Origin of the sequence: Thermoflexus sp. (assembly GCF_040289485.1) — a bacterium.
Lineage (GTDB): Bacteria > Chloroflexota > Anaerolineae > Thermoflexales > Thermoflexaceae > Thermoflexus.
Window position 1 is genome coordinate 20,309 of sequence record NZ_PSLG01000008.1, and the last position, 25,184, is coordinate 45,492.

The following is a 25,184-nucleotide window of genomic DNA, read 5'->3' on the forward strand; positions in this document are numbered from 1 at the left end:
AACCGCCACGTGGACGCCCACCCGCACGCCCACTCCCACGCCCACGCCGACAGCATGTCCTCTCACGATCTGCACCCCCACCCCGACCCGAACACCCACTCCCACGCCCACGCCAAGCCGCACGCCAACCGCCACGTGGACGCCCACCCGCACGCCCACGCGGACGCCCACGCCCACCTGGACCCCTACCCCGCCCTGGACGCCCACTTACACACCGACGCCCAGGCCCATGCCCACGCCTCCGGCGACGCCGACGCCGCGGCCCACCCCTACCCCCACGCCGACCCCGCGGCCGGGCGGCGAATAGTTCCTCGGTCGATCGCCTGACCGTCCAGCGGGGCGCCGGCTGGCGCCCCGCTGCTTTTCCTGGGCTCTTGCCCTCTGACCCGAAGGCCGTAACCTTCCCGCCCGGAAAGTCGGTTTCTCCCCAAGGAGGTAAGAAAAAGATGACCATCGCGGGCCATCCTCCGATCCAGCGGCTGGGGGAAGAGAGGTCCCGGGGGCAGGGGCTGGTGGAGTTCGCCCTGATCCTCCCGGTCTTGCTGCTGTTCATGTTGGGCATCATGGAGTTCGGGCGCCTGCTGTTCATCTACACCGAGGTCTCCAACGCCGCCCGGGAGGGCCTGCGGGCCGCGGCGGCCACCCTCCACCGGGCCAACGACGCGGACCGGGGCAAGGTCACGGCGGCGGAGTGCGACGAGGTCCTCAACCGCGCCCGCTCGACCCTGGTGCTCACGCCGCGCGCCCAGGTGACCATCACCATCGAATACATCCGCCCGATGGCCAACGAGAGCAGCACGGTGCTGGGCCGCTGCTCCTCCGACCCCGCCCAGCAGGCGCTGCCGACCTTGGACGTCCTGCAGTTAAACGACCAGGTCTACGTGGAGGTCCGCTCGCAGGCCAGCGCCGTGACCCCCCTGATCCGGCCCTTCGCCCCCAGCCTGCCGCTGCGCTTCGCGGGGATGCGCTCGGTGGTCCCCATCAGCGGCATTGCCATGCCCAAACCGTGAGGGGAGCCATGCGCCGCGGTCAGAGCCTGGTCGAGTTCACCCTCGCCGCCACGGTGCTGCTGTTGCTGCTCACCGGGGTGCTGGACCTGGGCCGCATGTATATGGCTTGGGTGGCCATCCAGGACGCCGCCGGGGAGGGGGCCCTCTACGCGGCCATGAACCCGCGTTGCATCCGCGCCGCCAACGGCCCCGATTGCGCCACGCCCAACAACGTCTACGACCGCACCTTCATCGCCGTCCGGCAAACTCCCGGCACCCCTCTGGACCCGTATTGGGTGACCATCACGGTGGTCCCCAACGACCCGGCCCAGATTTGCTTCGGCACGCCCATCACGGTCTCCACGGCCTATTCGTTCCCGATGATCACGCCAATCATGCAGGCCATGTTCGGCCCTCAGGTGATCCTCCGCGCCTATGCCGTTCAGCGGGCCCTGAACCACGGGAACAACGCCTGCCCACCCCCGTAAGGGCGGCCGCGCCTTCGACCCCTGCGGAGGAACCATCTTCGGAGGAGGCTGCCATGCAAACGATCCGTCTGGACAGGAGCCGTGGACAGGCGCTGGTCCTGATCGCCCTGGCCTTTGTTGGCCTGCTGGCCCTGACCGCCCTGGCCCTGGATGGGAGCAACGCCTATGGCCAGCGCCGGCGCGCCCAGAACGCCGCCGACGCCGGGGCCCTGACCGGCGCCCGCTTTCTCTGGAACCCCAAGCCGTGGTGCAACAACCCCCAAGGCTACGGATGCCCCGAGGCGGCCCTGCTGCGGGCCATCAACGGCGCAGTGGAGGCCCACGGCATCCCAGACACCAACGGCCAGCCTGGGGACCCGTATAACGCCAACATCCAGGTCTACTACACGGACGCCGACGGCAACGTCATCGGGTCCATCGGCAGCGGGTTCGTGCCGGCGACCATCGGGACCCGCGCGGTGAAGGGGGTGCGGGTGGTGGTCCAGAACCCCTTCTCGGCCTTCGTCGCCCGGGTCATCGGCCAGGCCACCCTGCGGGTCTCCGCGGAGGCCACGGCCGTCTATCAGCCGCCCGTCTCCTGCAACGGCTGGGCCCTCTTCGCGGGATGCTCGGGCAACTGCAAGAACAACGTCCTCAAGGCCACGGGGGGCGGCCAGGCCGGCGTCGTGAACGGGAACATCCACTCCAACGCCGACATCAACATCAGCCAACAGATGTCTATCAACGGGGTCTGCGATTATGTGACCGAGAGGAAGGGGAACGGGACCTGCCGGACCCAGAGCCAGGGGGGCTATCTCCCCATGCCCGCCTTCTATCGATATGAGGACTTCCTCCCTGGCGGCTCGAAATGGAACCAGGTGGACGCCTCCCGCCGTTATTACTTCAGCGGCCCCATCACCCTGAAATCCGCCGGCCCTTGCCCTCAGCCGGGGACCAACGCCGGAGGCCGTTATAAACTGTGTGACGGCCTGTATGTGGTCAACGGCGACGTCACCATCCAGGGTGGGGGGACGGTGACTTTCACCGTGGTGGCCAACGGCGAGATCAAGTCCACCAGCTCCAACAACGACCAGGCCTTCTTCAGGGGCTTCTACCGGGAGCCGGACGGCAAGGGGCAGTTGCTGTTCTTCTCCACCTCCAACGACACCACCAACGGGGCCATCCAGCTCTCCTACGCCGCCATCACCTGGGAGGGCCTGATCTACGCCCCGAACGGCCTGGTGAACCTCTCGGGCAGCCGGGGCTTCACGGGCAGCGGCGCCATCTTCGGCTACGAGGTCGACGTCTCTGGAGCCAACTTCCAGTTGACCTATAACGAGAACGCCTGCCCGACCACGCCTCCGAATCTCTTCCTGTTCCAGTAGCGCCGATGGCCGGGCCGGGGACGGCCTCCCTCCTGGCCCGGCCATCCCCACCGGGCTTCCCGATCCGGGAGTCGACGATGCGTACCAACGGTTGGTATCGGATTGGCCTAGCGATCCTCTTGGCGGGGACCGGCCTGGTGGTGCTGTTCGGGGCGATGGGCCGCCCCGCAAGGGCTGGGGTGCAAACCCTCTCCTGGACCACCCTGGCGGACTTCAGCGCGGGCGAGTTCTTGCGCACCGGCCTGGCCGACCTCGGCGACGGAGCGGTTTCCCTGCTCCGGGTGGGCCTGTCCGGCGACTGGATCACTACCGTGGTGACCACCGGCCTGACTCCCCGCTGGGGCCACACGGCTGTCTTCACTAGCGGACGGCTGTTCGTGATCGGGGGACAGAACTGCACCGGCTGCGGCCATCTGATCACCGCCACCATCGTGCAGTCCGCCGCTGTCCAAAGCGACCACTCCCTCCCCCCGTGGGTCACCGCGACCACCAACCTGACGGCGCTCTTCCCCTCCGGCCTCTCCTACGGCGGGGCCGCCGTGGTCAACGATTTCCTTTACGTGATCGGCGGCCGCCGCGAGCCGCTCCCTGGTGCAACCCCCCAGGCCACGGTCGCCTTCGCCAGGATCGGGGCCGACGGGAGCCTTTCCCCCTTCACCGCCACGGCGCCCCTCCCTGAAGGTCGGGAGAGTTTCGGCCTCGCCGCCTGGAACGGATGGCTCTACGTGGTGGGCGGGCTGGATGCGACCGGCAGCCCCACCCAGACCATCCTGGTCGCCCGTCCCGACCCCACCACCGGCCAGATCGCCGGATGGACGGTCCTCTCCCGGACGCTGCCAGAGCCCCTCTACGGCCATGCCGTCGTGGCCGAACAGGGGTATCTCTATGTGATCGGCGGCATCACCATGACGGGGGGATCTCCCACCTTTGAAGTCTGGTTCGCCCCGCTGGGGGAGGGAACGCTGCGGGCACCGTTCGCCCGAACGACCGCCCTGGACAACAACCTGTTTGAACTGGCCGTCATCGGCTACGGCGGGATGCTGTTGACCAGCGGCGGGCTTCAGAACAACCTGGCCGAGCCCAGCGCCGATGTGCGCGCCGGCGTCACCGCCGACAGCGGAGAGGTCCTCACCTGGACGGCCACCTCCGTGATCACCCCGCCCCGCCACGCCCACGCCATGGTGGTCCTCCCCGACGGCTGGGTTTACGTCATCGGGGGCCGCTACTGGAGGCCCGGCATGTCAGAGGAGACCCCTCTCACCCACATCAACGCCGGCCGCCTGAGCGCCGAGGGGAGCGGCCGTTTCCTGTCGGATGGGCGCTACCTGGCCCCGCCCTTCCGCCTGGACCGTCGGCGGCAACTCCAGGCCCTGGAGGCCCATGTCCTGCGCCCGGCCGGGACCGATATCGCCCTGCGATTCCGCCTCCAGGCCCAGGAGGGGCTCCCATGGTCGGATTGGGGGAACTGGATCCTCATCACGGAGACAGGGGAAGTCACCGCCGTGGTCCCTCTGGCCGCCTACGCCCAGGGCCTTCAAGTTGAGGTAGCGCTGAGCACGACGAACCCTCTGACCGCCCCAGCGCTGCTCAACCTCAACGTGCGCTACGAGGTGCCCGACCAGCCGCCCCGCCGGGCCAAGCAGGCCGACCCGCTGCCAGGGACGCCGCGGGCTCCCGGGGATCCCATCACTTACACCCTGGTGGTCACCAACGACAGCGGGGCCGTCCTCCACGGGGTGCGCTGGATAGAGACCTTCCCGCCGGGGGTGGCCTTCCGCCCCGGCTCGGCCACCGCCTCCCCAGGGGTGGTCCTGACGGCCACCGAGAGCGGCCTGCTGGCGGAGGTCGGGACCCTGGAACAGGGGGCTGTGGTCACCGTGACCTTCGCCGTGACGGTGACGGCGACCTCCGGGACCGTGGAGAACGTGGGCGTTTTGCAGACGGACGAGTTCGGGACGCTCCCCACCGAACGCGTCGCCCATCCGGTGGCCAGCCTGCTCCTCTCCATCGGGTCTTCCCCGTCCTCCGGGAGCGAGGTCGTCCCGGGGGACCGCCTTACGGTGACGGTGCGGGTGACCAACCCGGCGCCCACCGCCTGGTCCAACCTCGTCCTCTCCGCCACGCTGCCGGAGGCCGTCGCCCTGCTCCCCGACGCCATCCAGGCCTCCACCGGCACAGTGGCGACTCAGGGCTCCAGCCTCCAATGGACGGTGCCCGTCCTGGGAGCAAACGCCGCCCTGACCTTCACCGGGCGCGTCACCGATGCGCCCTTCATCGCCGATGGCACATGGCTCACCACGGGTTTGACCCTGACCCTTTCCGGCTCACCCCTCTCCACCACCGCCCTCGCCCACCTGGTCCGCCAGCCCTACGCCATCGAGGTCTTCAAGACCGACGGCGCGGAATGGGCGGATGCGGGCCAAGTGGTGCGCTACACCCTCACCCTGACCAACACGGGATGGGTGACGGTGAGCGGCCTTCAGGTCACCGACATACTCTCCGGCTGGCCATGGATCGCGGGGATCGAGACCCCGGGCTGGACCCTCGTGAGCCCAACGCAGTGGGTGCGGGTCCTCCCGTCCCTGGGGCCGCGGATGACGACGGTCCTCACCTTAGCGGCACAGATCCGCACGACGGCCAACGTCTCGGACGTGCAAGGGCCCTTCCAGAACACCGTTCTCATCACCCCCACCGGGACCACCGGGCGCCCCCTGGCGCCGGACTTCCGGGGGATGGATCAGACCCGGTTGGCCGGCCCCGACCTGGTGGGAACCATCCTGCCGGGCTCAATCGATGGGGACGGTCGGAACGTCACTTTCACCGTGGTGCTCACCAACATCGGGCTGGGGACGGCTCGCACCATCAGCCCTACCGCTAACTGCGGCCATTGGGTGCTGATCGGCTTCCTGGCCGACGGCGTCCCCGTGAAGACGGACTACCTGAACCTGCCCTTCCCATACTTCCTGAGCCCCGGCGCATCGGTGCGCCAGACCTTCTCTCTTCCGCTCTCCCGCCCGGCCTCCGTCCGCGCTGTCGTGGACCTTCCGATGCCGCCCCAATTCGGCCTCGAGGGGCGCGGCTGCATCATCGAGACCGACGAGGACAACAACACCACCCCCGCCGTCTGGATGAGCCCCTCCGGGGAGCCTTTCCGGCTGTTCCTCCCCCTGATCCTCCGTGGCCCGTAGACAGGGCCTCTACATCGGAACCTTCGGGGCTAGAATAGGGATAGATGGCGATGGGAGGGTCGGATGAAGGCGCGATGGCTTATGGGGCTGGTCGGCGTCGCATATTTGATGGGGTCGGTGGGGCGGGTCTGGGCGCAATTTCCCACGCCCGGGCCGACCCCGACCCCTCTCCCTCCGCCGACGGCCACCTTCACGCCCGCACCTTCACCCGTGGCCACCCCCACGCCCTCGCCGACCCTCCTGCCGACGGCCACGCCCACCTTCACGCCCTCGCCGTCGCCTCCGCCCCTGCCGACCGCCACCGCATCCCCCACCCTCCCGCCAACGGTTTTCCCCATGCCCTCACCGACATCGACGCCGGCCCCCATCGGCCCTCCCCCGCCGTCGGCGGATGTCGGGAGTAGGGGACCCGCTCCAGAACCTGCGGCGCCTGCAGCACGGTTGCCCACCACTGGCTTCGATGCAGTGGGCCTGGCAGGGGCTGTCTTTTTCGCCTTCCTCGCCCTGGCCCTCGCCCTCTGGCGGCGGCGTGCGCGACCAGGGCCCCCGCGGGCGTAGGACAAAGGTCCAGGCCGGACGAAGGGCTCTGGCCTTCTGGCCTCGAGGGGATTAAACTGGAGATGCCTTTGGGGCGACCCCATGGGCGCGACCATCTCGAGCCTCGAGGAGACACCATGCGTCGACGACGAAATCGAACGTTGTTGCTGCTCATCCTGGTCGTCCTGGCCCTCATGGTGGGGGCGCTGATCGTGCTGCCCCGGTTCACCGCAGGCCCGGCCCCGACGGCCACGCCGACGCCACCCTTCCTGAAGGCGATCGTCATCGCCGCCCAGAACATCCCGCGAGGGGCCGTCATCACCGAATCGGATGTGACGCTGCGGGGCTGGCCGGTGGAGGTGCTGCCGGAGGGAGCCTTTGAGGATCCGAAGGTTGTGATCGGCAAGGTGGCGCGGGCCGACATCCCTCGCCAGAAACCGATCGTCCCGGAGGACCTGGCGGAGCAGCCCGCCGAGGTCGCCCGCCGGGGCTCGCTGGCGTCGCTGTTCGTGCCCAAGGGGAAGGTGGCCTTCGCCTTCCCGGTGGACGAGGCGGCGGCGGTCGCCTTCAACCTCGCCCCGGGGGACCGGGTGGACGTCCTGGTCACGTTCTCCTTTGTCCAAATCAAATCGCCCAAAATATTGGATGAGGACCTGGCCCGTCGCGCGATCGCGCTGGGGATGCCGGCCCCCGAGGCGGTTAACCTGGCCACGTCGGAGCTGAAACCGGAATCCCGGATGGTTTATCGCATCAGCCAACTGGTGCTGCAGAACGTGGAAGTGCTGACGGTAGGGGCCTTCGAGCCGCCGGTAACGATGCGGCCGGCCCCCGCGGCCACCCCGGCACCGGGCCCGACGCCCACGCCCACCCCGCGGCCCCGCCAACAATACATCGTCCTGCTGGTGGACCAGCAGGACGCGCTGGTGCTCCAGTGGCTGCGGGAGAGCGGGGCGGTGGTGGACTTCGCCCTGCGCAACCCGACCGACAACCAACTGGTGCGGACGGATCCGGTCACCCTGGAAGCCCTGATGGCGCGCTTGGGGATCACCCTGCCGCCCCCCGGCAACTTCGCCCTGCAAGCGGACACCACGCCGGGCTGTCCGGATCAGTGGGCCAGGGAGCCCTGTCGATGAGGGCGGATGACGGATCCCACAGGAGGGCCTATGGCGGAGCAACGGATCCGGGTGTTGATTGTCGACGATGTCCCGGAGACCCGGGAGAACCTGAAACGGTTGCTCCTTTTTGAAAGCGACATCGAAGTGGTGGGCGCAGCAGCCACCGCCGAAGAGGGCGTCCGGCTGGCCCGGGAGCGGCAGCCCGACGTGGTGTTGCTGGACATCAACCTGCCGGGGATGAGCGGGATCGAGGCCATCGAACAGATCATGGAGGTGGCCCCCCTGACCCAAGTGGTGATGATGTCTGTCCAGAGCGACGCCGACTACTTGCGGCGGGCCATGCTGGCCGGCGCCCGGGATTTCCTTCCCAAGCCCTTCTCCGCCGACGAACTGGTGGCCACCATCCGGCGGGTCCACCGAACCCGTCGGGCCCCGGCGGTGCTGCCGCCCACCGGCCCCCTGCCCGGGGCCGCCGGTCGCCCCGCGCCAGGGAAGATCGTGGCGGTCTACAGCCCCAAAGGCGGGGTGGGCACGACGATGATCGCCGTGAACGTGGCGGTGGCCATCCAGAAGCCCGAACGCAAAGTGGCCCTGATCGATGCTTCCCTGCCCTTCGGAGACGTGGGCGTCTTTCTCAACATGCAGGGCCCGCGCCATCTGGCGGATCTGGCCCAACTGGAGGAGCCGGACGCCGAGGCCCTGACCCTCTCGATGCTCTCCCACACCTCGGGGCTGAAGGTGCTCCTGGCCCCGCCTCGCCCGGAACTGGCCGAATACGTGACGGAGAAGGCCATGCGCGCCATCCTGGGCCTGGCCCGTTCGCTCTTCGACGTCCTGATCGTCGACACCAACACCCAACTGGTCGAACCCACCCTCTCCATCCTGGACGAGGCGGATCAGATCCTGCTGGTGGTCGCCCCGGATGTCCCCACCATCAAGAACGCCCGGCTGTTCTTCGATGTGACGGCCCAGTTGAACTATCCTCCTCAGAAGATCATGATGGTCCTCAACAAGGTGGACCGGCGTTTCGGGATCACCGCCGAGATGGTGGCGCAAGCCCTCAAACACCCGATCTCGGCCCAGATCCCATGGGATGAGATGTCTGTGCTCACCTCGATCAACAGAGGGATCCCGCTGGTGACCCAGCGGGCCAAACCCGTCGCCCAGGCCCTGCTGCAACTGGCCTCCCGAGTGGAGGAAGCCCTGTTCGCCCCCCAGGAGGTCGGGGAGGCCCGAAGGCGCCCCGCCCGCTGAGGGATCCCTGAAACCAGCAGGAGGTGAACGATGTCGTTGCTGCGGCGGATCCAGGGAAGCCAACCCTCTCCAACGCCCGCCCCGGGGCCGGAGCCCGCCCGTCCCCATCCGACCCCGGAGGCGCCTCCGCCCCGGCGCCCGCTGCCGACCACCGGGGGGATGCGGGATGCCTACGTCGATCTGAAGAACCGGATCCAGGCCAAACTGCTCGCCGACCTGGAGCCCAACCTGGACTTCTCCCAGGCCGGAGAACTGCGCGCCCTCATCGAGGAGAAGTTCGACGCCGTCCTGGCTGAGGACCACATCGTCCTCAGCCGCCTGGAGCGCCAGCGCCTCTTCGAGCAGATCGTCGCTGAGATCCTCGGCTATGGCCCCCTGGAGCCCCTGCTTCGGGACGACACCATCACTGAGATCATGGTCAACGGGCCGAAGAAGGTTTACATCGAACGCAACGGGAAGATCGAGCGGACCAACGTGGTCTTCGAGGACGAGGACCACCTGATGCGCATCATCGAGCGCATCGTCGCCCCCCTGGGCCGTCGGGTGGACGAGAGCGTGCCCTACGTGGACGCGCGCCTCCCCGACGGCTCGCGGGTCAACATCGTGATCCCGCCCATCTCCCTCATTGGGCCCGTGGTGACCATCCGCAAGTTCTACCGTACCCCCCTCACGGTGGACGACCTCATCCGCCTGGGGTCGGCCACCCCCGAGGTGATGGAGTTCCTGAAGGCCTGTGTCCAGGCCAAGATCAACATCTTGATCTCCGGCGGGACGGGCTCCGGGAAGACCACCCTCCTCAACGTCCTCTCGGGCTTCATCCCGGAGGGGGAGCGCATCATCACCATCGAGAACGCGGCCGAGCTGCAGTTGCGTCAGGAGCACGTGGTCACCCTGGAGACGCGCCCTCCCAACATCGAGGGGAAAGGGGAGATCACCATGCGGGATCTGGTGATCAACGCCCTCCGGATGCGGCCCGACCGCATCATCGTGGGGGAGTGCCGCGGCGGCGAGGCCTTCGACATGCTCCAGGCGATGAACACCGGCCACGAGGGCTCCATGACCACCATCCACGCCAACAGCCCGCGGGACGCCCTGGCCCGTCTGGAGAACATGGTGCTGATGGCCGGGACGGACCTGCCCCACCGCGCCATTCGGGAGCAGATCGCCATGGCCATCGACCTGATCGTCCAGACGGCGCGGATGCGCGACGGCTCCCGAAAGATCGTCTCCCTCACCGAGATCCAGGGGTTGGAGGGGGAGATCATCACCACCACGGAGCTCTTCAAGTTTGAGCAATACGGGATGGAAGGGGGCAAGGTGGTGGGCCGCCTGGTCCCCACCGGCATCCGCCCCAAGTTCATGGACCGCCTGGAGGCGGCCGGCATCCGGCTCCCGCCCGCGATCTTCGGCGTCGGGCGTCGGTGAGCCGGAGGGCGGCCGACGCGGGGAAGGGAGGAGCCGATGTCCTTGCAACTCTACATCCTCATCGGGGGCAGCGCCCTCATCCTCCTCCTGCTCCTCCTCTACATCTTCGGCGGAGGGGAAGAGGAGGTCATCGAGCGGCTGGAGCGCTACGCGGGGCCGGCCCCCGCCCGCCGGGAGGACGCCCGCTCGCGGACGGCAACGCGGCGCGCCATGCCGTTCAGCGAGACCCTGAACCGCGCCATCGCCGGCCGCGGCTTCGCTGAGGACCTCCGCCTCCAGTTGGCCCGGGCGGACCTCAAGTTAACCCCGGCCGAGTTCCTGGTGCTCCAGATCATGATGGCGGTCCTGGGGTTCCTCCTGAGCCAGTGGTTCTTCCGCTTCCTCCCCCTTGCCCTGTTGGGCCTGGTGGCCGGCTTCTTCGCCCCCCGGCTGTATGTGGCCTGGCGGCAGCGCCGCCGCCTGGCCGCCTTCAACGCCCAACTGGGGGACGCCATCAACCTGATGGTCAACGGCCTGCGGGCCGGCTACAGCATCCTCCAGGCCATGGAGGCCGTGGCCCGGGAGCTCCCGCCCCCGATCGCGACCGAGTTCGACCGCGTGGTCAAAGAGCAACAACTCGGCCTGTCACTGGAGCAGGCCCTCCAGAACATGCTGCGGCGCGTGCGCAGCGACGACCTGGAGATGTTGGTCACCGCCATCCTCATCCAGCGGGAGGTCGGGGGGAACCTGGCGGAGATCCTGGACACCATCAGTTTCACCATCCGCGAGCGGGTGCGCATCAAGGGGGAGATTCGCGTCCTGACCGCCCAGCAGATGCTCAGCGGCTACGTCCTGATCTTCCTCCCCATCGGACTGGGCCTGATCCTGTTCGGTATCAACCGGGACTACATGCTCAACTTCTTCAACAGCGGTATCATAGGCTACTTCATGATCGCATGCACGATCGTGATGATGCTCATCGGGTTCTTCGTGATCCAGCGGATCGTGCGCATCGAGGTGTAGAGAGGCCAAAATGCTGAGCACAGTCCTGATCCTGGCGATCCTGGCCATCGGCCTGATCGCCATCGCGGTGGTTGTGGGCCTCGGCGCGCCCCGCGAGGAGGAGCTGATCCAGGCACGGCTGGCGGAGTTCGCCGCCCGCGACGTCCCGGTCTCCCTGGAGGAGATCGAACTCTCCATCCCCTTCACCCAACGGGTGATCGTCCCCCTCCTCCGCCAGATCGGGGAATTCGTCGCCCGCTTCACCCCTCAGTCCCTGATCGAGGATACCCGCCGCCGCCTCGAACTGGCCGGGAACCCGGTCCGCCTGGGCCCCGCGGAGTTCTTCGTGCTTCAGATCCTCGCCGGCCTCGCCCTCTTCGGGCTGTCTCACGTCTTGCTCCTGCGGGCGCCGGCCATGCATCGCTGGGCCCTGAGCCTGGCCATCGGCGGCCTGGGGTTCTTCTATCCCCGCATATGGCTCAATCAGCAGATCGCCCGGCGGAAGCGGGAGATCCTGAAGACGCTCCCCGACGCGCTGGACCTGCTGGTGATCTGTGTGGAGGCCGGCCTGGGGTTCGACGCGGCGATGCAACGGGTGGCCGAGCGCTGGGACAACGAACTGGGCCGGGCCTTCGCCCGCGTGTTGCACGAGATCGCCCTGGGCCGCGCTCGCAAGGATGCCCTGCGGGACATGGCCGCCCGCGTGGATCTGCCGGAGATGACCTCCTTCGTGGCCGCCATCATCCAGGCCGAGCAACTTGGCACCAGCATCGCCAAGGTCCTGCACATCCAGGCGGATCAGATGCGGCTGCGTCGCCGGCAGCGAGCGGAGGAACTGGCCCGCCAGGCCCCCATCAAGATGCTTTTCCCACTGGTCTTCCTAATCTTCCCGGCCATGTTCGTGGTCCTCCTGGGGCCGGCCGTGTTGATCGTCATCAAGCAGTTCTTCGGCAACGCCTTTCCCTGAACCAATGGCCTACCTCCTTCCCTGGCTCGTCCGACGCCTGGAGGAGGCCCTGGACCTCCTCCTCCCGCCTCGCTGTGCGGGCTGCGGGCGCCCCGGGGCCTGGTGGTGCGCGGCGTGCGCCCAGGCGGTGGCCCCCATCCAGCCCCCTGTCTGTTTCGCCTGCGGGGCTCCATGGGACAGGGAGGGCCCCTGCCCGGGATGCCGGGAGGATCCCCCGGCCCTCGACGGCATCCGCTCTTGCTGCCTCTACGCCGGGCCGATCCGACGCGCCCTCCATCAGATCAAATTTCACGGGCGGTTCGCCGTGGCCCAGGCCTTGGCCTCCCTGATGGCCGAGGGGTGGTCCCGCTTCTCCTTAGAGGCCGACCTGGTCCTCCCGGCCCCCGCCGCCCCAGCCCGCCAGCGAGAACGGGGCTATAATCAGGCGGCCCTCCTCGCCCGGGCCATGGCGGCGCGGCTGGGCTTGCCCCTGGAGGAGACGGCCTTGCGTCGGATCCGAGGCGCCCCCTCCCAGGTCGGGCTAAGCCGGGCAGCGCGACGGGAGAACGTCCGAGAGGCGTTCCAGGCCGACCCACAGCGCGTGGACGGGCGACGGGTGGTGGTCGTCGACGACGTGTGCACCACTGGGGCGACCCTGGAGGCATGCGCCGCTGCCCTCTACCGGGCCGGGGCCCGCTCCGTCTGGGGCTTCACCTTGGCCCGGACCCCCCGTTGGGTTTAGATTTAATGTGTGTGAAGAGGTTCCCCCGCCTGGCGGGAAGATCCGATCTGGAGGCCTGTCGATGGAACTGATCATCCGGGGGCGCAACATTGAGGTGACCGAGCCGATCGAGGCCTACGCCCGCAAGCGGATCGCCCGGCTCGAGCGGTTCCTCCCGACGATCTCCCAGGCGGAACTGGAACTGGCCCAGGAGAACACCCGCAGCCGTGATCAGCGGCAGATCGCCCAACTGACCATCCGGATGACGCCCGGCCTCCTCCTCCGGGCCGAGGAGCGCCACGCGGATCTCCTGGCGGCCATCGATCTGGTGGTCGACAAGATGGAACGTCGCATCGAGCGCTTCAAAGGGCGGCGGGAGGGGCGCCTCCGCCCCGACGAGGCAGCGCCCTCTGCCCCTCCCGAGGCGGCCTCTGAGCCGGCCGGCCGCATCGTGAAGGTCAAGCGCTTCGCGGTGACGGCGATGACACCGGAGGAGGCCGTCGAGCAGATGGAACTGCTGGGCCACGATTTCTTCCTTTTCTATAACCCCGAGACCGCCAGCATCAACTTGGTCTACCGCCGCCGGGACGGCAACTACGGTTTGATCCAGCCGGAACTGGCCTGAGGAAAAGCGCCCCGGGACCGATCACGGCTCCGCTAGGAGATAGGGCTCCGCCGCCCAGCCGGCGGACCCTCCATCCTCGGTCTGCACCCAACGCCATCGCAGGCCATCCGCCTCCGCCCAGCGGGGAAAGGCCCAGACGGCGGTGCCCTCCGGCAGGACCGCGAGGACCGCATACTGCAGCCCTGGGCCCTCCCGGAGCCGCAACCCCAGTCCCCCCGTCCCAGCAACGACCATACGGTGGGCTTCCGGAGTGGGCGTCGGGGAGGGTGTTGGGGAGGGCGTCGCGGGCCGCTCCGTGGGGACCGTGGTGGTCCACACGATCCGGGCGACGGCCGTCGGCGGAGGCCGTCGGGCCGCCGGGCGCAGCCCGGCCAGGCCTACGGCGAGGCCGATCAGCAACACCATCCCTCCCACCCCGATCCCGAGGCCACGGATCCGCATACGGCTCCATCTACTTCCCATCCCAGAAAGGGGGCCGCTCCAGCCGCCCCAGGGCCCAGAGCGCCATCCCGCCGACCAGCCCTCCGATCAGATAGCTCTCCACGGCCCCGGCCATGGCGATAAACATCGCCAGCACCCCCAGGGCCACCTGGACCAGATAGAGGATCAGGACGGCCTCCCGATGGGTGAGGCCGGCCCGCACCAGCCGATGGGAGAGATGATCTTTACCGGGCATGGTCAGCGGGTTCAGCCCCCGACGAAGCCGGGAGAAGACCACCAGAACGGTGTCGAAGATGGGAACCCCGAGGACCAGCACGGGGACCATCCAGGTGACGAAGGCGACGTTGTTCGGGAAGCGCAACTTGATCCCCAGGACCGCCATCAGGAAGCCCAGGAAGAGGCTCCCGGTGTCGCCCATGAAAATCGAGGCCGGGTTGAAGTTGTAGCGCAGGAAGCCGAGGCACGCCCCCAGCACCGCCGCCGCCAAGGCCCCGACCAGATACTGGCCGTTGAGGGCCGCCAGGAGCAGGAAGAAGGCCGCGCAGACCGCACCGATCCCCCCTGACAGGCCGTCCATGTTGTCGATCAGGTTGAAGGCGTTGGTGATGCCCACCAGCCAGAGCAGGGTGATCAGCGCGTTCAGAGCCGGCCACGGGAACAGCCCGATCATCACCCCGGTGGCCATGACCGCCCCGGCGATAACCCCTTGGCCGGCCAGTTTGATCAGCGGCCGCAGCCCCCACCGGTCGTCCCAGATCCCCAGAAACGAGATCGCCGTCGCCCCGAGGAGAACGCTGGCCAGTTGGTGGAGATTGTATCGATCTTCCAGGATCACCAGGACCAGGAGGACGGCCAGATACAGCGCGAGACCTCCCAGCAAAGGCACCGGCCGGGCATGCAATTTGCGCGGGGCGGGATGGTCCACCATCCCGATCCGGAGGGCCACCCAGCGGGCCACCGGGGTGACCGCCAGGGCGATCGCCATGGCCCCCAGCACGATCAACAACCAGATGGTTTGCGGCGCCATCTCCCCCATCCCTACCGATCGCGGCTCACGGGCAGACCTGCAGGCTCACCTCGTCCACCACCGCTGCACTGCCTGGCCTGGCCCCGTTATTGTAAACACCGATGGTCAGGGTGATGACCTGGCCCACATACGGGCTGAGGTCCAGCCGCAACATCTCCCAGGCCCCTGCGTTCGCCGCATCCACCCACAACGGCACCCACTCGTTCCGGGCGTTCCGAAAGCCGACGTAGAACCGGTCCCCACTCTCCTGGATCTGTGGCAGACGCCACAGGGTCAAGGTCGCCCGAGCCCCCTCCAGGCGCACCCGCTGCCAGATCGTCGCATAGGAAGGCGCGCTCGCTTGGAGGTCCCCCAGGCGGACGGCCCATTTCCCTTCGTGAACCGGGCTCTGGACACGGGCAATGGGGGCGAAGGGGTTCAAGATCTGCCAGCCGGCGGTCAGGTCCGCCTCGAACCCCCCGTTCTGAAGGACCTCCCTACAGGCCGGAGGGCTCGAGGAAGCCTCGCCGGCCCGCAGGACCAGCGGCAGATACGTCCGAAAGGCCGGCCCGCCCCCAGCGGCGACGTAAAACCGCACCGGCGGCGGGGTCCCCGAAAGGTTCCCGGCGGCGTCGAAGGCCGCGACGGTCCACTCATAAGTTCCCGGCGCCAGGTTGGCTAAGAACGAGGAGGCCGTCACAGTAAAGCGCGCGCCGTTGATCAGCAGGACATAACCGGCCGGCGGCTCCGCGCCGGTCGGCGCCCACTGGAAGCGGATGGGCGGGGTATATGTAGCGGTCACCGTCGGGGTGATCAGGGCCGGCACCCCTGGCGGCGTGCGGTCCAGGGTGAAGGTGACCACCGCCGGGGTCGGATCCACCGTCGTCCCCCGGACCGCCCGGGCCAGGACCCCGTAGGTCCCATCGGCCAGGTCCGCCGGCGGCGTCCAGGACCAATTCAACCGCCCGGTGGCCGTCAGCCAGGCTAGCGCCGAGGACCACCCGGCGCCGTTCCACCACAACCCCTCCCCGGTCCGCTGGAGGGCCACCTGAACCCCCGTGATGTCCGCCGGGGCAGCGGTCCCGGAGATGACCGGGACCTGATTCAGGAGGGCGTTCGGCGACGGATGGGTGATGGTGGTCTCGAGGGGCGCCCCGCAGCGGGCCATGGCCTCCAGCAGGCGCTGGAGGGCCGCCGCGCGGGCGGCCAGGGGCCAGGCGCTCTCCAGTGGGAACCCGAACACGACCACCTGCGGACAGGGCGCGCCGAAGATCGTGGCCGCTGCGCGGCCGTCCGGATATTGCATAAGGGCCGTGGCCTCCCGCCCGGGCGCCAGCACATCCGGGGTGGTCACCCGGTGGCTGCCCATGGTGCCATCGTCCAGGATCAACTCGCCGATCCCGTCGAGAAGACCGCCCGGCGTCGGCCGAACGGTGCGGGCCCCCGCGTCGTCGGCGACGAAGCCCGTCCGCAGGACATCAGCGAGGAAACCAGGATCCCGGCCGCTCAGGTCCTGGCCAACGTTGGACCCGCTCAGGATCAGCCGGCCCCCGCCGTTCAGGTAGGCCCGCAGCCGGGCCCGGTCCCCTTCGTCCAGGGTGGGTTCGGAGAATCCCTCTTCCCCCAACAGCCAGATCACCACCGGGTAAGCGCTGAGATCCAGGGACCCGGCGGAGACCGCCTCATCGGTCGCGCCATCGAAGGGCCCCGTGAGGGCGCGGGCGGCCCCGGCCAGGGCGTCGAAGGCGTTCATGCGGTCGAGGGGCATGCGGGTGACCGTCCCCAGGCTGCCCCCCAGGTTCTCCGTCGGCCGCATCGCGGCGTCCAGCCGGTCGAAACCGTCCACGAGGAGCACCCGGAACCCGCCCCACGGGCCGACCCGCACCCCGACGACGGGGGTCGGGAAAGACTCCCCACCGGCGTTCAACCCCGCCACCCGGAAGAACAGGGTGGTCCCCTCGGGGAGGCCGGAGAGGGTGTAGGTGGTGCCGCTCACCAGGATCCCATCGCTCCAGCCAAAGCCATCGGTGCTGGTGTAAACCTTGTAGGCGGTGGCCGGATGCCCCAGGAGAACGCCGCCGTCGCTGGGGGAGGGCTGCCAGGAGAGGGTGATTTGGCCTGGCCCGGTCTGGCGGGCCACGAGGGCCTGGGGCGGCTCCGGCAGGAAAACCGGCGTCCGCCCGTCCCGCCGCGCGTAGTAACGCACGATCCCCTTGTAGATCGCCTGGGCGACGATGCGGGCGAAACGCGGGTCCTTCAACGCCGCCGCGTCGTCGGGGTTGTCGTGGAACGCCGCCTCCAACAGGACGCCGGGCATCGTGGAGAGCAGGCGGAGCTCCCCCAGGTTGGCCTGCTTCTTCCCCCGATCGATCCAGTTGGGATCCCACGCTGCCCGCAGATCCTGGATGACCTGGGTGTGGATGGCATCTTGCAGTTCGAGGCTGCCCGGCGTGCGCCGGTAGTTCGGATCGCTGTTGTCGTAAACATAGGATTCGGTCCCCCGCAACGCCCCGTTGTAGGCGTTGGTGTGGAAGGAAAAATAGACAGGATCATCGAAGGGCTCCCGCTCCCACTCGGCGTAGCGGGGGCGGGCGGTGACATCGTCGATCAGGTCGCCACAGGAGCCGTAGCTGCTGCACGTCCACGGATCGTAAACCGCCGGAGGGGCCCCTTGGTATTTCGCCCAGTACCGGGCCGCCTCCTCCCAGCGGGGCCGCCCGCTGGGCCCCGGGCTGGGGGGCGGTCCGTCGCCGCGGACGGTTCCCATCCCCCCGCCGATGCGGACGGCGTCGGCCACCACCACCCGGCCCAGATTCTCCGGCCGATCGGTCCGATTGGTGAGGATAACCCGGGCCGGCTGCCCTGCCCGGAAGGGGAAGGTCCCAAGGTAGCGCCAGGTGTAGCCGTGGCCCTGCTGGTTGATGCGCACCTCACTGCGGCCCCCTGCGTGCTCAACGAGGAACTGCGCATCGGTGCTCCGGTTGGAACCGCTGGTATACCACACGTAGACCGCGTACATCCCGTCCCGAGGGGGGACCAGCGTCCAGGCGGCGGTGGCGGTGGCCGTTCCCAGGGCCGTCAGCGCCGTGCGATAGGTGCCGCCGTTATAGCCCGACAGCGTCCCTGGAGACCACGTCCCCTGCTCCTGATAGGTGGCGGGGTTGTCGTTGTCGGCGATGCCCTCCCAAGGGTTCATGTCCCGCTCCCGGACCGGCCAGACGTCCGCCCCGGCGTTGTAGAGATACTGGATCAGGAACTGGTTGACCACCTCGGCGTTGTTGAGGTCCTCCACCAGGCCGTTGGTGTTCCCGCGCTGGGTCAGCCATCGCCCGCCCGGGGCATACCAATACCAACCGTGGCCCGCGCCGAGGTAGATCGCTTTGCCGCGGAGGAACCCCTGGGCTTGGGGACGGCTGTAGGCGGGAGGGCCGGAGGCCGCCAGCGGCACCATGGGCTCCCCGCCCGCCCGGGCCAGTTCCGCTGCCCGGTTGATCGGCGGGGGCTCGTGAAGGAACCAGGACAGGGCGTAGAACCGGCCGTCCGCCGGGTTGCGGGCCATCAACGCCACATGCCGCACCCCGAAGGGCTCCAGATGCCGGATGAAGAGATAGGCCGCCTGATCCACCGCCCACGGGCTGAGGGCCGGCCCGGCGGCGAGGCGATCCAGAAAGCCAGGCGGGAACTCGAGATAGGCCGTCAGGACCTCCCCGGCCCACTGGAAACTTGCCAGGCGGGTCCCTGACGGAAGGGGGGACCAGAGGCCGGCCGCCTGCTCCTCCGCCGTGGGACCGGCCACCAAGGCCTGCAGCCGCAGGGCGACGCGGTCGGTGAGGGTGGCGGCCCCTTGGGGGAAGAAACGCGCTGGGCAGCGAACCCGGCTGTCGAAGGGATCGATGTAAAAACAGACCGAGCCCGCCTCCGATACGGGCCGGATGCCGGCGGCCATCCCCTGCCAGGCCAACCCCAGGGCCAGGGCCAGCAACAGCCCGCCGCCCAGCGCCAGCGAAAGGGCAGCCCCCCGACGCCCAGCACCAGCGGCCTCCCCGGGTCCTCTGAGCCGAAGGCTTGCGGTCGGAAAGCGCACCCGCCACCTCCCGCGGCCGCCGTGTCCCCGCGGATCCATCGCTGCAGGTGAGAAAATCCTTAGGGTTAAAATCTAGCCGGGAAGGAGGAATCGCGCAACCACCCCACTGTCGGCCTGGAGGGTGCCGATGGAGGCGCCGGAGGTGGTCTTGCTTTTCGACGGGCAGTGCGGCTTCTGCACCCGGACGGCTCGGTGGCTGCGCCGCGTGGACCGCGGCGGGCGGGTGGCGCTGGTGCCGTTTCAACAGCCGGGGGCGCCGGAGCGCTTCGGGCTGACCCCTGAGGCCTGCGCCCAGGCGGCCTGGGCGATCACCCCAGACGGGGAACGCCATCGAGGGGCGGCCGCCATCCTGGCCGCCCTCGCTGTCGCCCAGGGATGGCCGTGGCTCCTCGCCCTCTACCGGCGGATCCCCCTGGTCCGCTGTCTCGCCGATGCGCTCTACGCCGGGGTGGCCGCCCATCGGGGCCGGCTCCCCGGCGTCCGGCCCTACTGCGAGGAGCACCCATCGGCCTGCGGAGGCGCCACCGAGGGGGAGGAAACCGCCGCGTGAAGGGGCAAGGGACGCCTTTTACGCCTGGATCTCCCCGACCACATCGGCCAACGGCCGCCCGCGGGTCTCGTAGGGCAGCAACAGGGCAGCCAGGCCGGAGAGGGCATAGGCGGCTGCGAAGACCGTCAGGGCCAGCGGCATGGAGACCCCGAGGAGATAGCCCCCCAGCGTCGGCGCGAGGGCGCCCGCGATCCGCGTCATCCCGCTGGCCGCGCCCATGCCGGTTGTGCGCAGTTGGGTCGGATACGCCTCCGGCGTGTAGGCATAGAGGGCCCCCCACGCTCCCAGGGCGAAGAAAGACATCCAGACGGCGGCCGCCACGTAGGCGGGTAAAGTGACGGCAACGGCGAAAAGATACGTGAAGAGGCCGCTGGCCAGCAGATACAGCCCTAAGGTGATCCGTCGCCCCAGACGCTCCACCAGATAAGCCGCCGAGAAATACCCGGGCAGCTGGGCCAGGGTGAGGAGGATGATGTATTCATACGAGCGCAGGAAGGTCATCCCCCGCCCGACGAACAGGCTGGGCAGCCAGGTGAACACCCCGTAGTAGCCCAGGGAGATGCCGAACCAGATCGCCCAGAGCAAGGCCGTGGTGCGGGTGTAGGGCCGGCGCCACAGATCGCGCAGGGCCGCGCGGGGGGCCGGGGGGACGGTGAGACGAAGGCCCGGCGGCAGGGCCGTCCCGTTCTCCCGAGCGACCTGGTCCAGGACCCGCCGGGCCTCCTCCTCCCGCCCGTGCACCAAAAGGAAGCGTGGGGACTCGGGGACGTAGCGCCGGATCCAGAAGACGATCAGGCCGGGGAGTGCCGAGAGGGCCAGCAGCCAGCGCCACCCGGCCCGAGGCACCACCAGCCACGCCAGGAGAGCGGCAGCCAGCGCCCCCACCGCCCAGAAGGCCTCCAGGTAAACCAGATAGCGGCCCCGCTTCCCCCGGGGGAGATACTCCGCGAAGATGGCGTAATCCACCGGCAGGGTGCCGCCGACGCCGAAGCCGGTAAGGGCCCGCAGGACCACCAGGGTCAGGAAGTTCGGGGAGAGGGCGGAGAGCAACCCGAAGCCGGAGTCGATCAGCACGGTGAGGATGAACCCCAGTTTACGCCCGATGCGGTCGGAGAGGGCGCCCCAGAACCAGGCCCCGGCCAGCATCCCCAGGAAGATGGCCGTGCCCAGCAACCCGGCCTGGGCAGTGCTCAGGCCCCACTCCTGCCGGATGGCCGGCAGGGCGAAGGAGATCAGCAGCACCTCCATCGCATCGGCCGCCCACCCGGCCCCGCAGATCGCCATCAACTTGTATTGAAACCGGCCCAGGCCCACCCGCTCGATGGCCTCGTCGAAGGTCCACACCGTGGCGGCCATCGCCGATCCCTCCTTGCGACCCTCACTCCACCAGGTATCCCCGGGCCCGCAAGGCCTCCCGAGCCCGCTCCAGGAGCGCCGGGCTGCGGGCCTCCAGGGTGTGCAGATGCAGGCCCTCCGTCAGTTCGCTCAGCAGCCGCGCGCCCGTTCGCCGCACTGCCTCCATGAACTGGCGGACGTCCTCGCGGGAGGCGACGTGCAGGCTGCCCCGCAGCTCCCCGTAGATCGGATGCTCGACGATCACATCCACCACCTCCACCCCCAGGTCCACCAGCAGGGTGAGCTCGTCCTCGGTCTGGTCGGGGGTGTGGCGGACGGCCACCAGGATCCGATGGGTGGGGCGGACGGCCGGCAGACAATAGCCCCGCGGCGTGGCCAGGATCTCCACCCCAGCCGCCCGCAGCACCGCGATGTCCTGCACGATGACCTGCCGGCTGGTCCCCAGGCGCTGGGCCAATTCGGCGCCGGTCAGGGGCCGCCCGGCCCCCCGCAAGAGCTCTAGGATCTGCGCGCGGCGGGCCTCGGCAGGACGTTCCCGGGAGACCACCGTCGGTTCCCTCCTCAGGCCATGGCCGGCGCCCGCACCGTCAGGGCGTCGACGGTGGTCAGGGTGCCTCGGAACAGGAAGGCCGTCTGGCGGTTCGCCGCCTCCATATCGAACGGGTGCAGGGCGGAGGTGGCGTCCACCGGGATGATCACGTGGAACCAGCGCAGGGCCGCGCTGGCCGCGGTGTAGTGCACACAGATGCTGGCCACCGTGCCGCAGAGGATCAGATCCCGGATCCCCCGCAGGCGCAGTTCATGTTCCAGGGGCGTCCCGTAGAAGGCGTCGTAGCGGCGCTTCGGCAACACCAGTTCCCCTTCCTGTGGCTTGAGGTCCTCCACGATCTCCCAGCCCCACGTCCCCGCCAGACAATGTTCCCCCCAGATGGGGAACTCCGGATCGCCAGGGTAGTGGGTGTCCTGGGTGAACACCACGAACATGCCGTGGGCCCGGGCCATGTCCAGAAGCCGCCGGATGCGAGGGACGGTGGCCGGGGCATCCGGGACGAACAACCGGCCTTGGGGGTGGACGAAATCGTTCTGCATATCGACCACGATCAGCGCCGTGGTCCGAGGATCCACTTCCACATGGGGCGCTAGGGAATACTCCGGGACCTCCACTGTCCGGCCCATGGGGACCTCCTTCGGAACAGACAGATGTCTTGTCAGCTGTCATGACAGATTGTACCACGGGTCTAGAAAACGGTCCAGGGGAGTCTACTTGGAGGCCAGTTCCCGGAGAGGGATGCGGCGGCGGGTGGCGATCCAGAGGGCCAAGGCCGAGGCCCCCAGGCTGAGGACGCCGGCGATCCCCAGCCATCGCAGATCCCCCGAACGGAGGTAAACCCCGATGGCGTTGGCGATCAGCACGTGGGCCAGCCGGGCGAGGGCGCTGACGGCGAAGGCCGGCCCCAAGGGGAGCGGCGAAAGCCCCACCGCCCAGGCCAGCAGATCGCTCGACGTGAAGGGGAGCAGATAGAGGATCCAGAGGGCAGTCAGCCCGTGTCGACGGATCACCGCCTCCGCCCGGGCCAGCCGTTCCCGGGGGAGCAGGGCGAGCAGCAAGGGCCGCCCCAGCCCCCGTGCCAGGACCATTGCCAGGCCGTTGCCCAGATTGACCCCCAACCATGTAAGCAGGGAGCCCCAGAGGGGCCCGAACCAATAGCCGGCAACCCAGCCCAGGAGGGCGCCGGGGAGCGGGGCGATCACCACCTGGAGGGCGTTGAGAAAAACCAGGGCCAGCGCGCCGCCGGCGGCGTGCGCCGCCAGCCACGCCTCCAGCCGCTCCCGCTGGCTGACCAGCGGCCACAGATACGGAAAGGTGAGGAGCCCGCCGATCAGCAGCGCGCCCAATCCCGCAGCCCGCAGGCCATGCTCCCGCAGGAGGCGACCCATCCCCTTTCCCTCCCTTCACGAAGATCCGGCCGCGGCGGGCGCTTCCCCGTCCAGGGGCGGTAGCTGGGAGAGCTCGGAGAGGCCGAACTGTTGCAAAAAGAGGAAAGTGGTGCCGTAGCGGATGGGCCGGCCGGGGCCCTCGCCCCGCCCCACCTCCTCGATGAGCCCCCGGGCCAGCAGCGTGCGCAACACCCCTTCGCAGTTCACCCCGCGGATGGCCTCGATCTCCGCCCGCGGGATGGGCTGCCGGTAGGCGATAATGGCCAGGGTCTCCAGGGCGGCCGTGGAGAGCCGGGGCCCTGTCGCCAACCCCAGGAAACGCCGCACGTCCTCCGCCGCCTCCGGGGCGGTGACCAGTTGCACCCGATCGCCGTTCCGTTGCAGACGGAGCCCCCGATCCTGCAACCGCTCCTGGAGGGCTTGCAGGGCAGCCTCCACGGCCTCCGGGGGAACCTCCAGCGCCCGAGCCAACTGGAGCACCGTGGGAGGCTCCTCCGCGACGAAGAGGAGCGCCTCCACTCGCGCCTCCAGGGACAGGCGACCGTTCGGGGAAAGAAGAGCGGAAACGACAGGCTCCGCCGCGGACATCGGCCGGCCCTCCCCTCACGCGGATGGGCGCTGCCCAGCCCTGGCTTTCGGATACGGGGCGTGGCGGATCCGTACGAGGGGCTTGCCCCGCAGGCGCAGGCCCATCTTGTCTTCTACCACCAACCGCGCCAGCTGCAGGATCTCTTCCGCTTTGGCCGGAACCTCCACCTCGGGCGTGGTCAGCACCTCCAGTTCGATCTGCAGGCCGTCCCGATGGGGGAGCACCCGGGGACGCACCTCGATGACATCGGCCAGTTGATCCAGATGATACTTGAGGCGCTCCTGGATCGAATCCACTGCCACGGCCACGATGGCCCCGCTCACCGTGGGCACCCGCACCACCCGGCGCGGCGGCCGCACTTCAAAGATCAGCCAGACGAGGAGCAGCAGGTCGACGATCAGGGCCATCAGGGTCCCCAGCCCGTAGCGGACCTCCGGGCGGATCTGGCTCAGGGTTTGAACCAGGCCGCCCAGGGCCGTCTGGAGCAGCCGGGCCACCTCCAGCGGCGTGATCAGGAGGACGCTGCAGAGGGGGATGGCCAGCAGGATCCCCAAGACCACCAGGATGCGGTTCAGCGTGTTCATCCCGCTTACCTCCGTCCCGCAGGCAGCCCGCCCGCGGGAAGATCGGACCCCTGCTCGGGCTCCTCCACCGGGGTTCGCAGCGGCGCCGCCTCCAAGATGGTCCGCGCCCGCGCGATGTCCCGATGGATCTGAGCCACCAGCTCCGCCGCCGAGGGAAACCGCCGCTCGTCCCGGAGCCGCTCGATGAAATGCACGGTCAGCCGGCGCCCATACAGGTTCCCGGACCAGTCCAGGAGGTGCACCTCCACGGTCCGCTCGCTGCCCTGGTCGAAGGTCGGCCGCACGCCGATGTTGATGACCGCCATACAGCGCATCCCCCCCGGGAGGTCCACCCAGCCGGCGTAGACGCCGTTGGCGGGCAAGGCGTGCTCCGGCCAGATCGCCAGGTTGGCCGTGGGGATGCCCCATTGCCGGCCACGGCCGGCCCCTGCGATGACCTCCCCGCTCACGGCGAAGGGCGCCCCCAGGAGCTCAGCCGCCGCCCGCACGTCCCCCCGGCGGAGCGCCTCCCGGACACGGCTGCTCCGCACCGGCTGCCCTCCCAGATGGAACTCCAGCGCCACGTGGACGGTGTAGCCGTGCTGACGGCCCAGCGCCTCCAACACGGCCAAGGTCCCCTCCCGTCGGTGGCCCATGGCGAAATCCGGTCCGGCCCACAGCGCCCGCATGCCGATCCGGACCAGCCGTTCCACGAAATCCGCCGCCCGGATCTGCGCGGTCTCCCGGGTGAAGGGCATCTGAACCAGGACGTCGACGCCCAGGCGGGCGATGCGGCGACGCTTCTCCTCCGGCGAGGTCAAATAAAAGGGTGTCTCCCCCCGCAGCACCACCGCCGGGTGGGGGAAGAAGGTGATCACCACCGAACGCCATCCCATGGCGCGGGCCATCGCCACCACCTGCCCGATCAAAGCCTGATGGCCCAAGTGCACCCCGTCGAAGGCCCCCACCGTCACCACCGAAGGGGCCGGCTCCAGGTCCTCCAGATGCCGCACGACCCGCATGC

23 protein-coding genes and 1 pseudogene are annotated in these 25,184 nt (G+C 69.1%); 14 read left to right on the forward strand and 10 right to left on the reverse strand.

The window, feature by feature from the left end; all coding sequences use genetic code 11:
• The 13 genes and pseudogenes from C4313_RS02430 to hpf all read left to right on the forward strand — a co-directional run.
• Positions 1–327, forward strand: a pseudogene (locus C4313_RS02430) (hypothetical protein); the annotation flags it as partial.
• A gap of 119 nt (positions 328–446) precedes the next feature.
• Entirely contained in the window at positions 447–1,010 is a 564-nt protein-coding gene (locus tag C4313_RS02435; RefSeq protein ID WP_352428286.1) for a TadE family protein, read from the forward strand.
• Between the two features lie 8 nt (positions 1,011–1,018).
• A complete protein-coding gene (locus C4313_RS02440) occupies positions 1,019–1,477 on the forward strand; it encodes a TadE/TadG family type IV pilus assembly protein (protein WP_352428287.1) in 459 nt (152 codons plus the stop codon).
• Between the two features lie 53 nt (positions 1,478–1,530).
• Positions 1,531–2,841: a pilus assembly protein TadG-related protein gene (locus C4313_RS02445; protein WP_352428288.1), complete on the forward strand. Its 1,311-nt coding sequence runs from the start codon at positions 1,531–1,533 to the stop codon at positions 2,839–2,841.
• 77 nt (positions 2,842–2,918) lie between these two features.
• Positions 2,919–6,029: a CLIPPER-2 domain-containing protein gene (locus C4313_RS02450; protein WP_352428289.1), complete on the forward strand. Its 3,111-nt coding sequence runs from the start codon at positions 2,919–2,921 to the stop codon at positions 6,027–6,029.
• Between the two features lie 74 nt (positions 6,030–6,103).
• A complete protein-coding gene (locus C4313_RS02455) occupies positions 6,104–6,433 on the forward strand; it encodes a hypothetical protein (protein ID WP_352428290.1) in 330 nt (109 codons plus the stop codon).
• A gap of 270 nt (positions 6,434–6,703) precedes the next feature.
• Positions 6,704–7,699 carry a Flp pilus assembly protein CpaB gene (cpaB, locus tag C4313_RS02460; protein WP_352428291.1) on the forward strand — a complete coding sequence of 332 codons (996 nt, stop codon included), beginning with the start codon at positions 6,704–6,706 and terminating at the stop codon, positions 7,697–7,699.
• 30 nt (positions 7,700–7,729) lie between these two features.
• Complete coding sequence (locus tag C4313_RS02465) at positions 7,730–8,935, forward strand: CpaE/TadZ family protein (protein ID WP_352428292.1); 1,206 nt, start codon at positions 7,730–7,732, stop codon at positions 8,933–8,935.
• Positions 8,936–8,965: 30 nt separating this feature from the next.
• Positions 8,966–10,360: a TadA family conjugal transfer-associated ATPase gene (locus C4313_RS02470; protein ID WP_352428293.1), complete on the forward strand. Its 1,395-nt coding sequence runs from the start codon at positions 8,966–8,968 to the stop codon at positions 10,358–10,360.
• A 36-nt stretch (positions 10,361–10,396) separates the two neighbouring features.
• The gene (locus C4313_RS02475; RefSeq protein ID WP_352428294.1) at positions 10,397–11,362 is read left to right on the forward strand and encodes a type II secretion system F family protein; all 966 of its coding nucleotides are present in this window, start codon (positions 10,397–10,399) and stop codon (positions 11,360–11,362) included.
• A gap of 10 nt (positions 11,363–11,372) precedes the next feature.
• Entirely contained in the window at positions 11,373–12,308 is a 936-nt protein-coding gene (locus tag C4313_RS02480) for a type II secretion system F family protein (protein ID WP_352428295.1), read from the forward strand.
• Between the two features lie 4 nt (positions 12,309–12,312).
• Positions 12,313–13,029, forward strand: coding sequence for a ComF family protein (locus tag C4313_RS02485; protein ID WP_352428296.1), 717 nt, complete (start codon positions 12,313–12,315; stop codon positions 13,027–13,029).
• A 61-nt stretch (positions 13,030–13,090) separates the two neighbouring features.
• Positions 13,091–13,633 (forward strand): ribosome hibernation-promoting factor, HPF/YfiA family, encoded by a 543-nt coding sequence (gene hpf / locus C4313_RS02490; RefSeq protein ID WP_352428297.1) that lies wholly within the window; start codon positions 13,091–13,093, stop codon positions 13,631–13,633.
• 21 nt (positions 13,634–13,654) lie between these two features.
• On the opposite strand, the gene C4313_RS02495 is transcribed toward hpf, so the two are convergent.
• Genes C4313_RS02495 through C4313_RS02505 form a run of 3 tightly spaced genes read right to left on the reverse strand, consistent with a single transcriptional unit; the run spans position 13,655 to position 19,164 of the window.
• Positions 13,655–14,038, reverse strand: coding sequence for an SH3 domain-containing protein (locus C4313_RS02495; RefSeq protein WP_352428298.1), 384 nt, complete (start codon positions 14,036–14,038; stop codon positions 13,655–13,657).
• Between the two features lie 46 nt (positions 14,039–14,084).
• Entirely contained in the window at positions 14,085–15,101 is a 1,017-nt protein-coding gene (locus tag C4313_RS02500; RefSeq protein WP_352428299.1) for an MraY family glycosyltransferase, read from the reverse strand.
• A gap of 25 nt (positions 15,102–15,126) precedes the next feature.
• Positions 15,127–19,164 carry a golvesin C-terminal-like domain-containing protein gene (locus C4313_RS02505; protein ID WP_352428300.1) on the reverse strand — a complete coding sequence of 1,346 codons (4,038 nt, stop codon included), beginning with the start codon at positions 19,162–19,164 and terminating at the stop codon, positions 15,127–15,129.
• Between the two features lie 127 nt (positions 19,165–19,291).
• On the opposite strand from C4313_RS02505, the gene C4313_RS02510 reads away from it, so the two are divergent.
• Positions 19,292–19,714: a thiol-disulfide oxidoreductase DCC family protein gene (locus C4313_RS02510; protein WP_352428301.1), complete on the forward strand. Its 423-nt coding sequence runs from the start codon at positions 19,292–19,294 to the stop codon at positions 19,712–19,714.
• 18 nt (positions 19,715–19,732) lie between these two features.
• Here C4313_RS02510 and C4313_RS02515 read toward each other — a convergent pair whose 3' ends face one another.
• From C4313_RS02515 to C4313_RS02545, 7 genes are all read right to left on the reverse strand, one after another.
• Entirely contained in the window at positions 19,733–21,070 is a 1,338-nt protein-coding gene (locus C4313_RS02515; protein ID WP_352428302.1) for an MFS transporter, read from the reverse strand.
• Between the two features lie 22 nt (positions 21,071–21,092).
• Entirely contained in the window at positions 21,093–21,617 is a 525-nt protein-coding gene (locus tag C4313_RS02520) for a transcription repressor NadR (protein ID WP_352428303.1), read from the reverse strand.
• Positions 21,618–21,631: 14 nt separating this feature from the next.
• Entirely contained in the window at positions 21,632–22,246 is a 615-nt protein-coding gene (locus tag C4313_RS02525; RefSeq protein ID WP_352428304.1) for a cysteine hydrolase family protein, read from the reverse strand.
• An 84-nt stretch (positions 22,247–22,330) separates the two neighbouring features.
• Positions 22,331–23,008, reverse strand: a complete 678-nt coding sequence (locus C4313_RS02530; RefSeq protein WP_352428305.1) for a TVP38/TMEM64 family protein — start codon at positions 23,006–23,008, stop codon at positions 22,331–22,333.
• 15 nt (positions 23,009–23,023) lie between these two features.
• Positions 23,024–23,596: an SMC-Scp complex subunit ScpB gene (gene scpB / locus C4313_RS02535; RefSeq protein WP_352428306.1), complete on the reverse strand. Its 573-nt coding sequence runs from the start codon at positions 23,594–23,596 to the stop codon at positions 23,024–23,026.
• Between the two features lie 15 nt (positions 23,597–23,611).
• Positions 23,612–24,181: a hypothetical protein gene (locus C4313_RS02540; RefSeq protein WP_352428307.1), complete on the reverse strand. Its 570-nt coding sequence runs from the start codon at positions 24,179–24,181 to the stop codon at positions 23,612–23,614.
• A gap of 5 nt (positions 24,182–24,186) precedes the next feature.
• Positions 24,187–25,182: a bifunctional riboflavin kinase/FAD synthetase gene (locus C4313_RS02545; RefSeq protein ID WP_352428308.1), complete on the reverse strand. Its 996-nt coding sequence runs from the start codon at positions 25,180–25,182 to the stop codon at positions 24,187–24,189.
• Positions 25,183–25,184: the final 2 nt, after the last annotated feature.

Excerpts from the sequence above, each read along its gene's own strand:
- C4313_RS02435 (WP_352428286.1), top strand. The coding sequence starts at position 447 with ATGACCATCGCGGGCCATCCTCCGATCCAGCGGCTGGGGGAAGAGAGG.
- C4313_RS02440 (WP_352428287.1), top strand. The coding sequence starts at position 1,019 with ATGCGCCGCGGTCAGAGCCTGGTCGAGTTCACCCTCGCCGCCACGGTG.
- C4313_RS02445 (WP_352428288.1), top strand. The coding sequence starts at position 1,531 with ATGCAAACGATCCGTCTGGACAGGAGCCGTGGACAGGCGCTGGTCCTG.
- C4313_RS02450 (WP_352428289.1), top strand. The coding sequence starts at position 2,919 with ATGCGTACCAACGGTTGGTATCGGATTGGCCTAGCGATCCTCTTGGCG.
- C4313_RS02455 (WP_352428290.1), top strand. The coding sequence starts at position 6,104 with ATGGCTTATGGGGCTGGTCGGCGTCGCATATTTGATGGGGTCGGTGGG.
- cpaB (WP_352428291.1), top strand. The coding sequence starts at position 6,704 with ATGCGTCGACGACGAAATCGAACGTTGTTGCTGCTCATCCTGGTCGTC.
- C4313_RS02465 (WP_352428292.1), top strand. The coding sequence starts at position 7,730 with ATGGCGGAGCAACGGATCCGGGTGTTGATTGTCGACGATGTCCCGGAG.
- C4313_RS02470 (WP_352428293.1), top strand. The coding sequence starts at position 8,966 with ATGTCGTTGCTGCGGCGGATCCAGGGAAGCCAACCCTCTCCAACGCCC.
- C4313_RS02475 (WP_352428294.1), top strand. The coding sequence starts at position 10,397 with ATGTCCTTGCAACTCTACATCCTCATCGGGGGCAGCGCCCTCATCCTC.
- C4313_RS02480 (WP_352428295.1), top strand. The coding sequence starts at position 11,373 with ATGCTGAGCACAGTCCTGATCCTGGCGATCCTGGCCATCGGCCTGATC.
- C4313_RS02485 (WP_352428296.1), top strand. The coding sequence starts at position 12,313 with ATGGCCTACCTCCTTCCCTGGCTCGTCCGACGCCTGGAGGAGGCCCTG.
- hpf (WP_352428297.1), top strand. The coding sequence starts at position 13,091 with ATGGAACTGATCATCCGGGGGCGCAACATTGAGGTGACCGAGCCGATC.
- C4313_RS02495 (WP_352428298.1), bottom strand. The coding sequence starts at position 14,038 with ATGGTGTTGCTGATCGGCCTCGCCGTAGGCCTGGCCGGGCTGCGCCCG.
- C4313_RS02500 (WP_352428299.1), bottom strand. The coding sequence starts at position 15,101 with ATGGCGCCGCAAACCATCTGGTTGTTGATCGTGCTGGGGGCCATGGCG.
- C4313_RS02510 (WP_352428301.1), top strand. The coding sequence starts at position 19,292 with ATGGAGGCGCCGGAGGTGGTCTTGCTTTTCGACGGGCAGTGCGGCTTC.
- C4313_RS02515 (WP_352428302.1), bottom strand. The coding sequence starts at position 21,070 with ATGGCCGCCACGGTGTGGACCTTCGACGAGGCCATCGAGCGGGTGGGC.
- C4313_RS02525 (WP_352428304.1), bottom strand. The coding sequence starts at position 22,246 with ATGGGCCGGACAGTGGAGGTCCCGGAGTATTCCCTAGCGCCCCATGTG.
- C4313_RS02530 (WP_352428305.1), bottom strand. The coding sequence starts at position 23,008 with ATGGGTCGCCTCCTGCGGGAGCATGGCCTGCGGGCTGCGGGATTGGGC.
- scpB (WP_352428306.1), bottom strand. The coding sequence starts at position 23,596 with ATGTCCGCGGCGGAGCCTGTCGTTTCCGCTCTTCTTTCCCCGAACGGT.
- C4313_RS02540 (WP_352428307.1), bottom strand. The coding sequence starts at position 24,181 with ATGAACACGCTGAACCGCATCCTGGTGGTCTTGGGGATCCTGCTGGCC.
- C4313_RS02545 (WP_352428308.1), bottom strand. The coding sequence starts at position 25,182 with ATGCGGGTCGTGCGGCATCTGGAGGACCTGGAGCCGGCCCCTTCGGTG.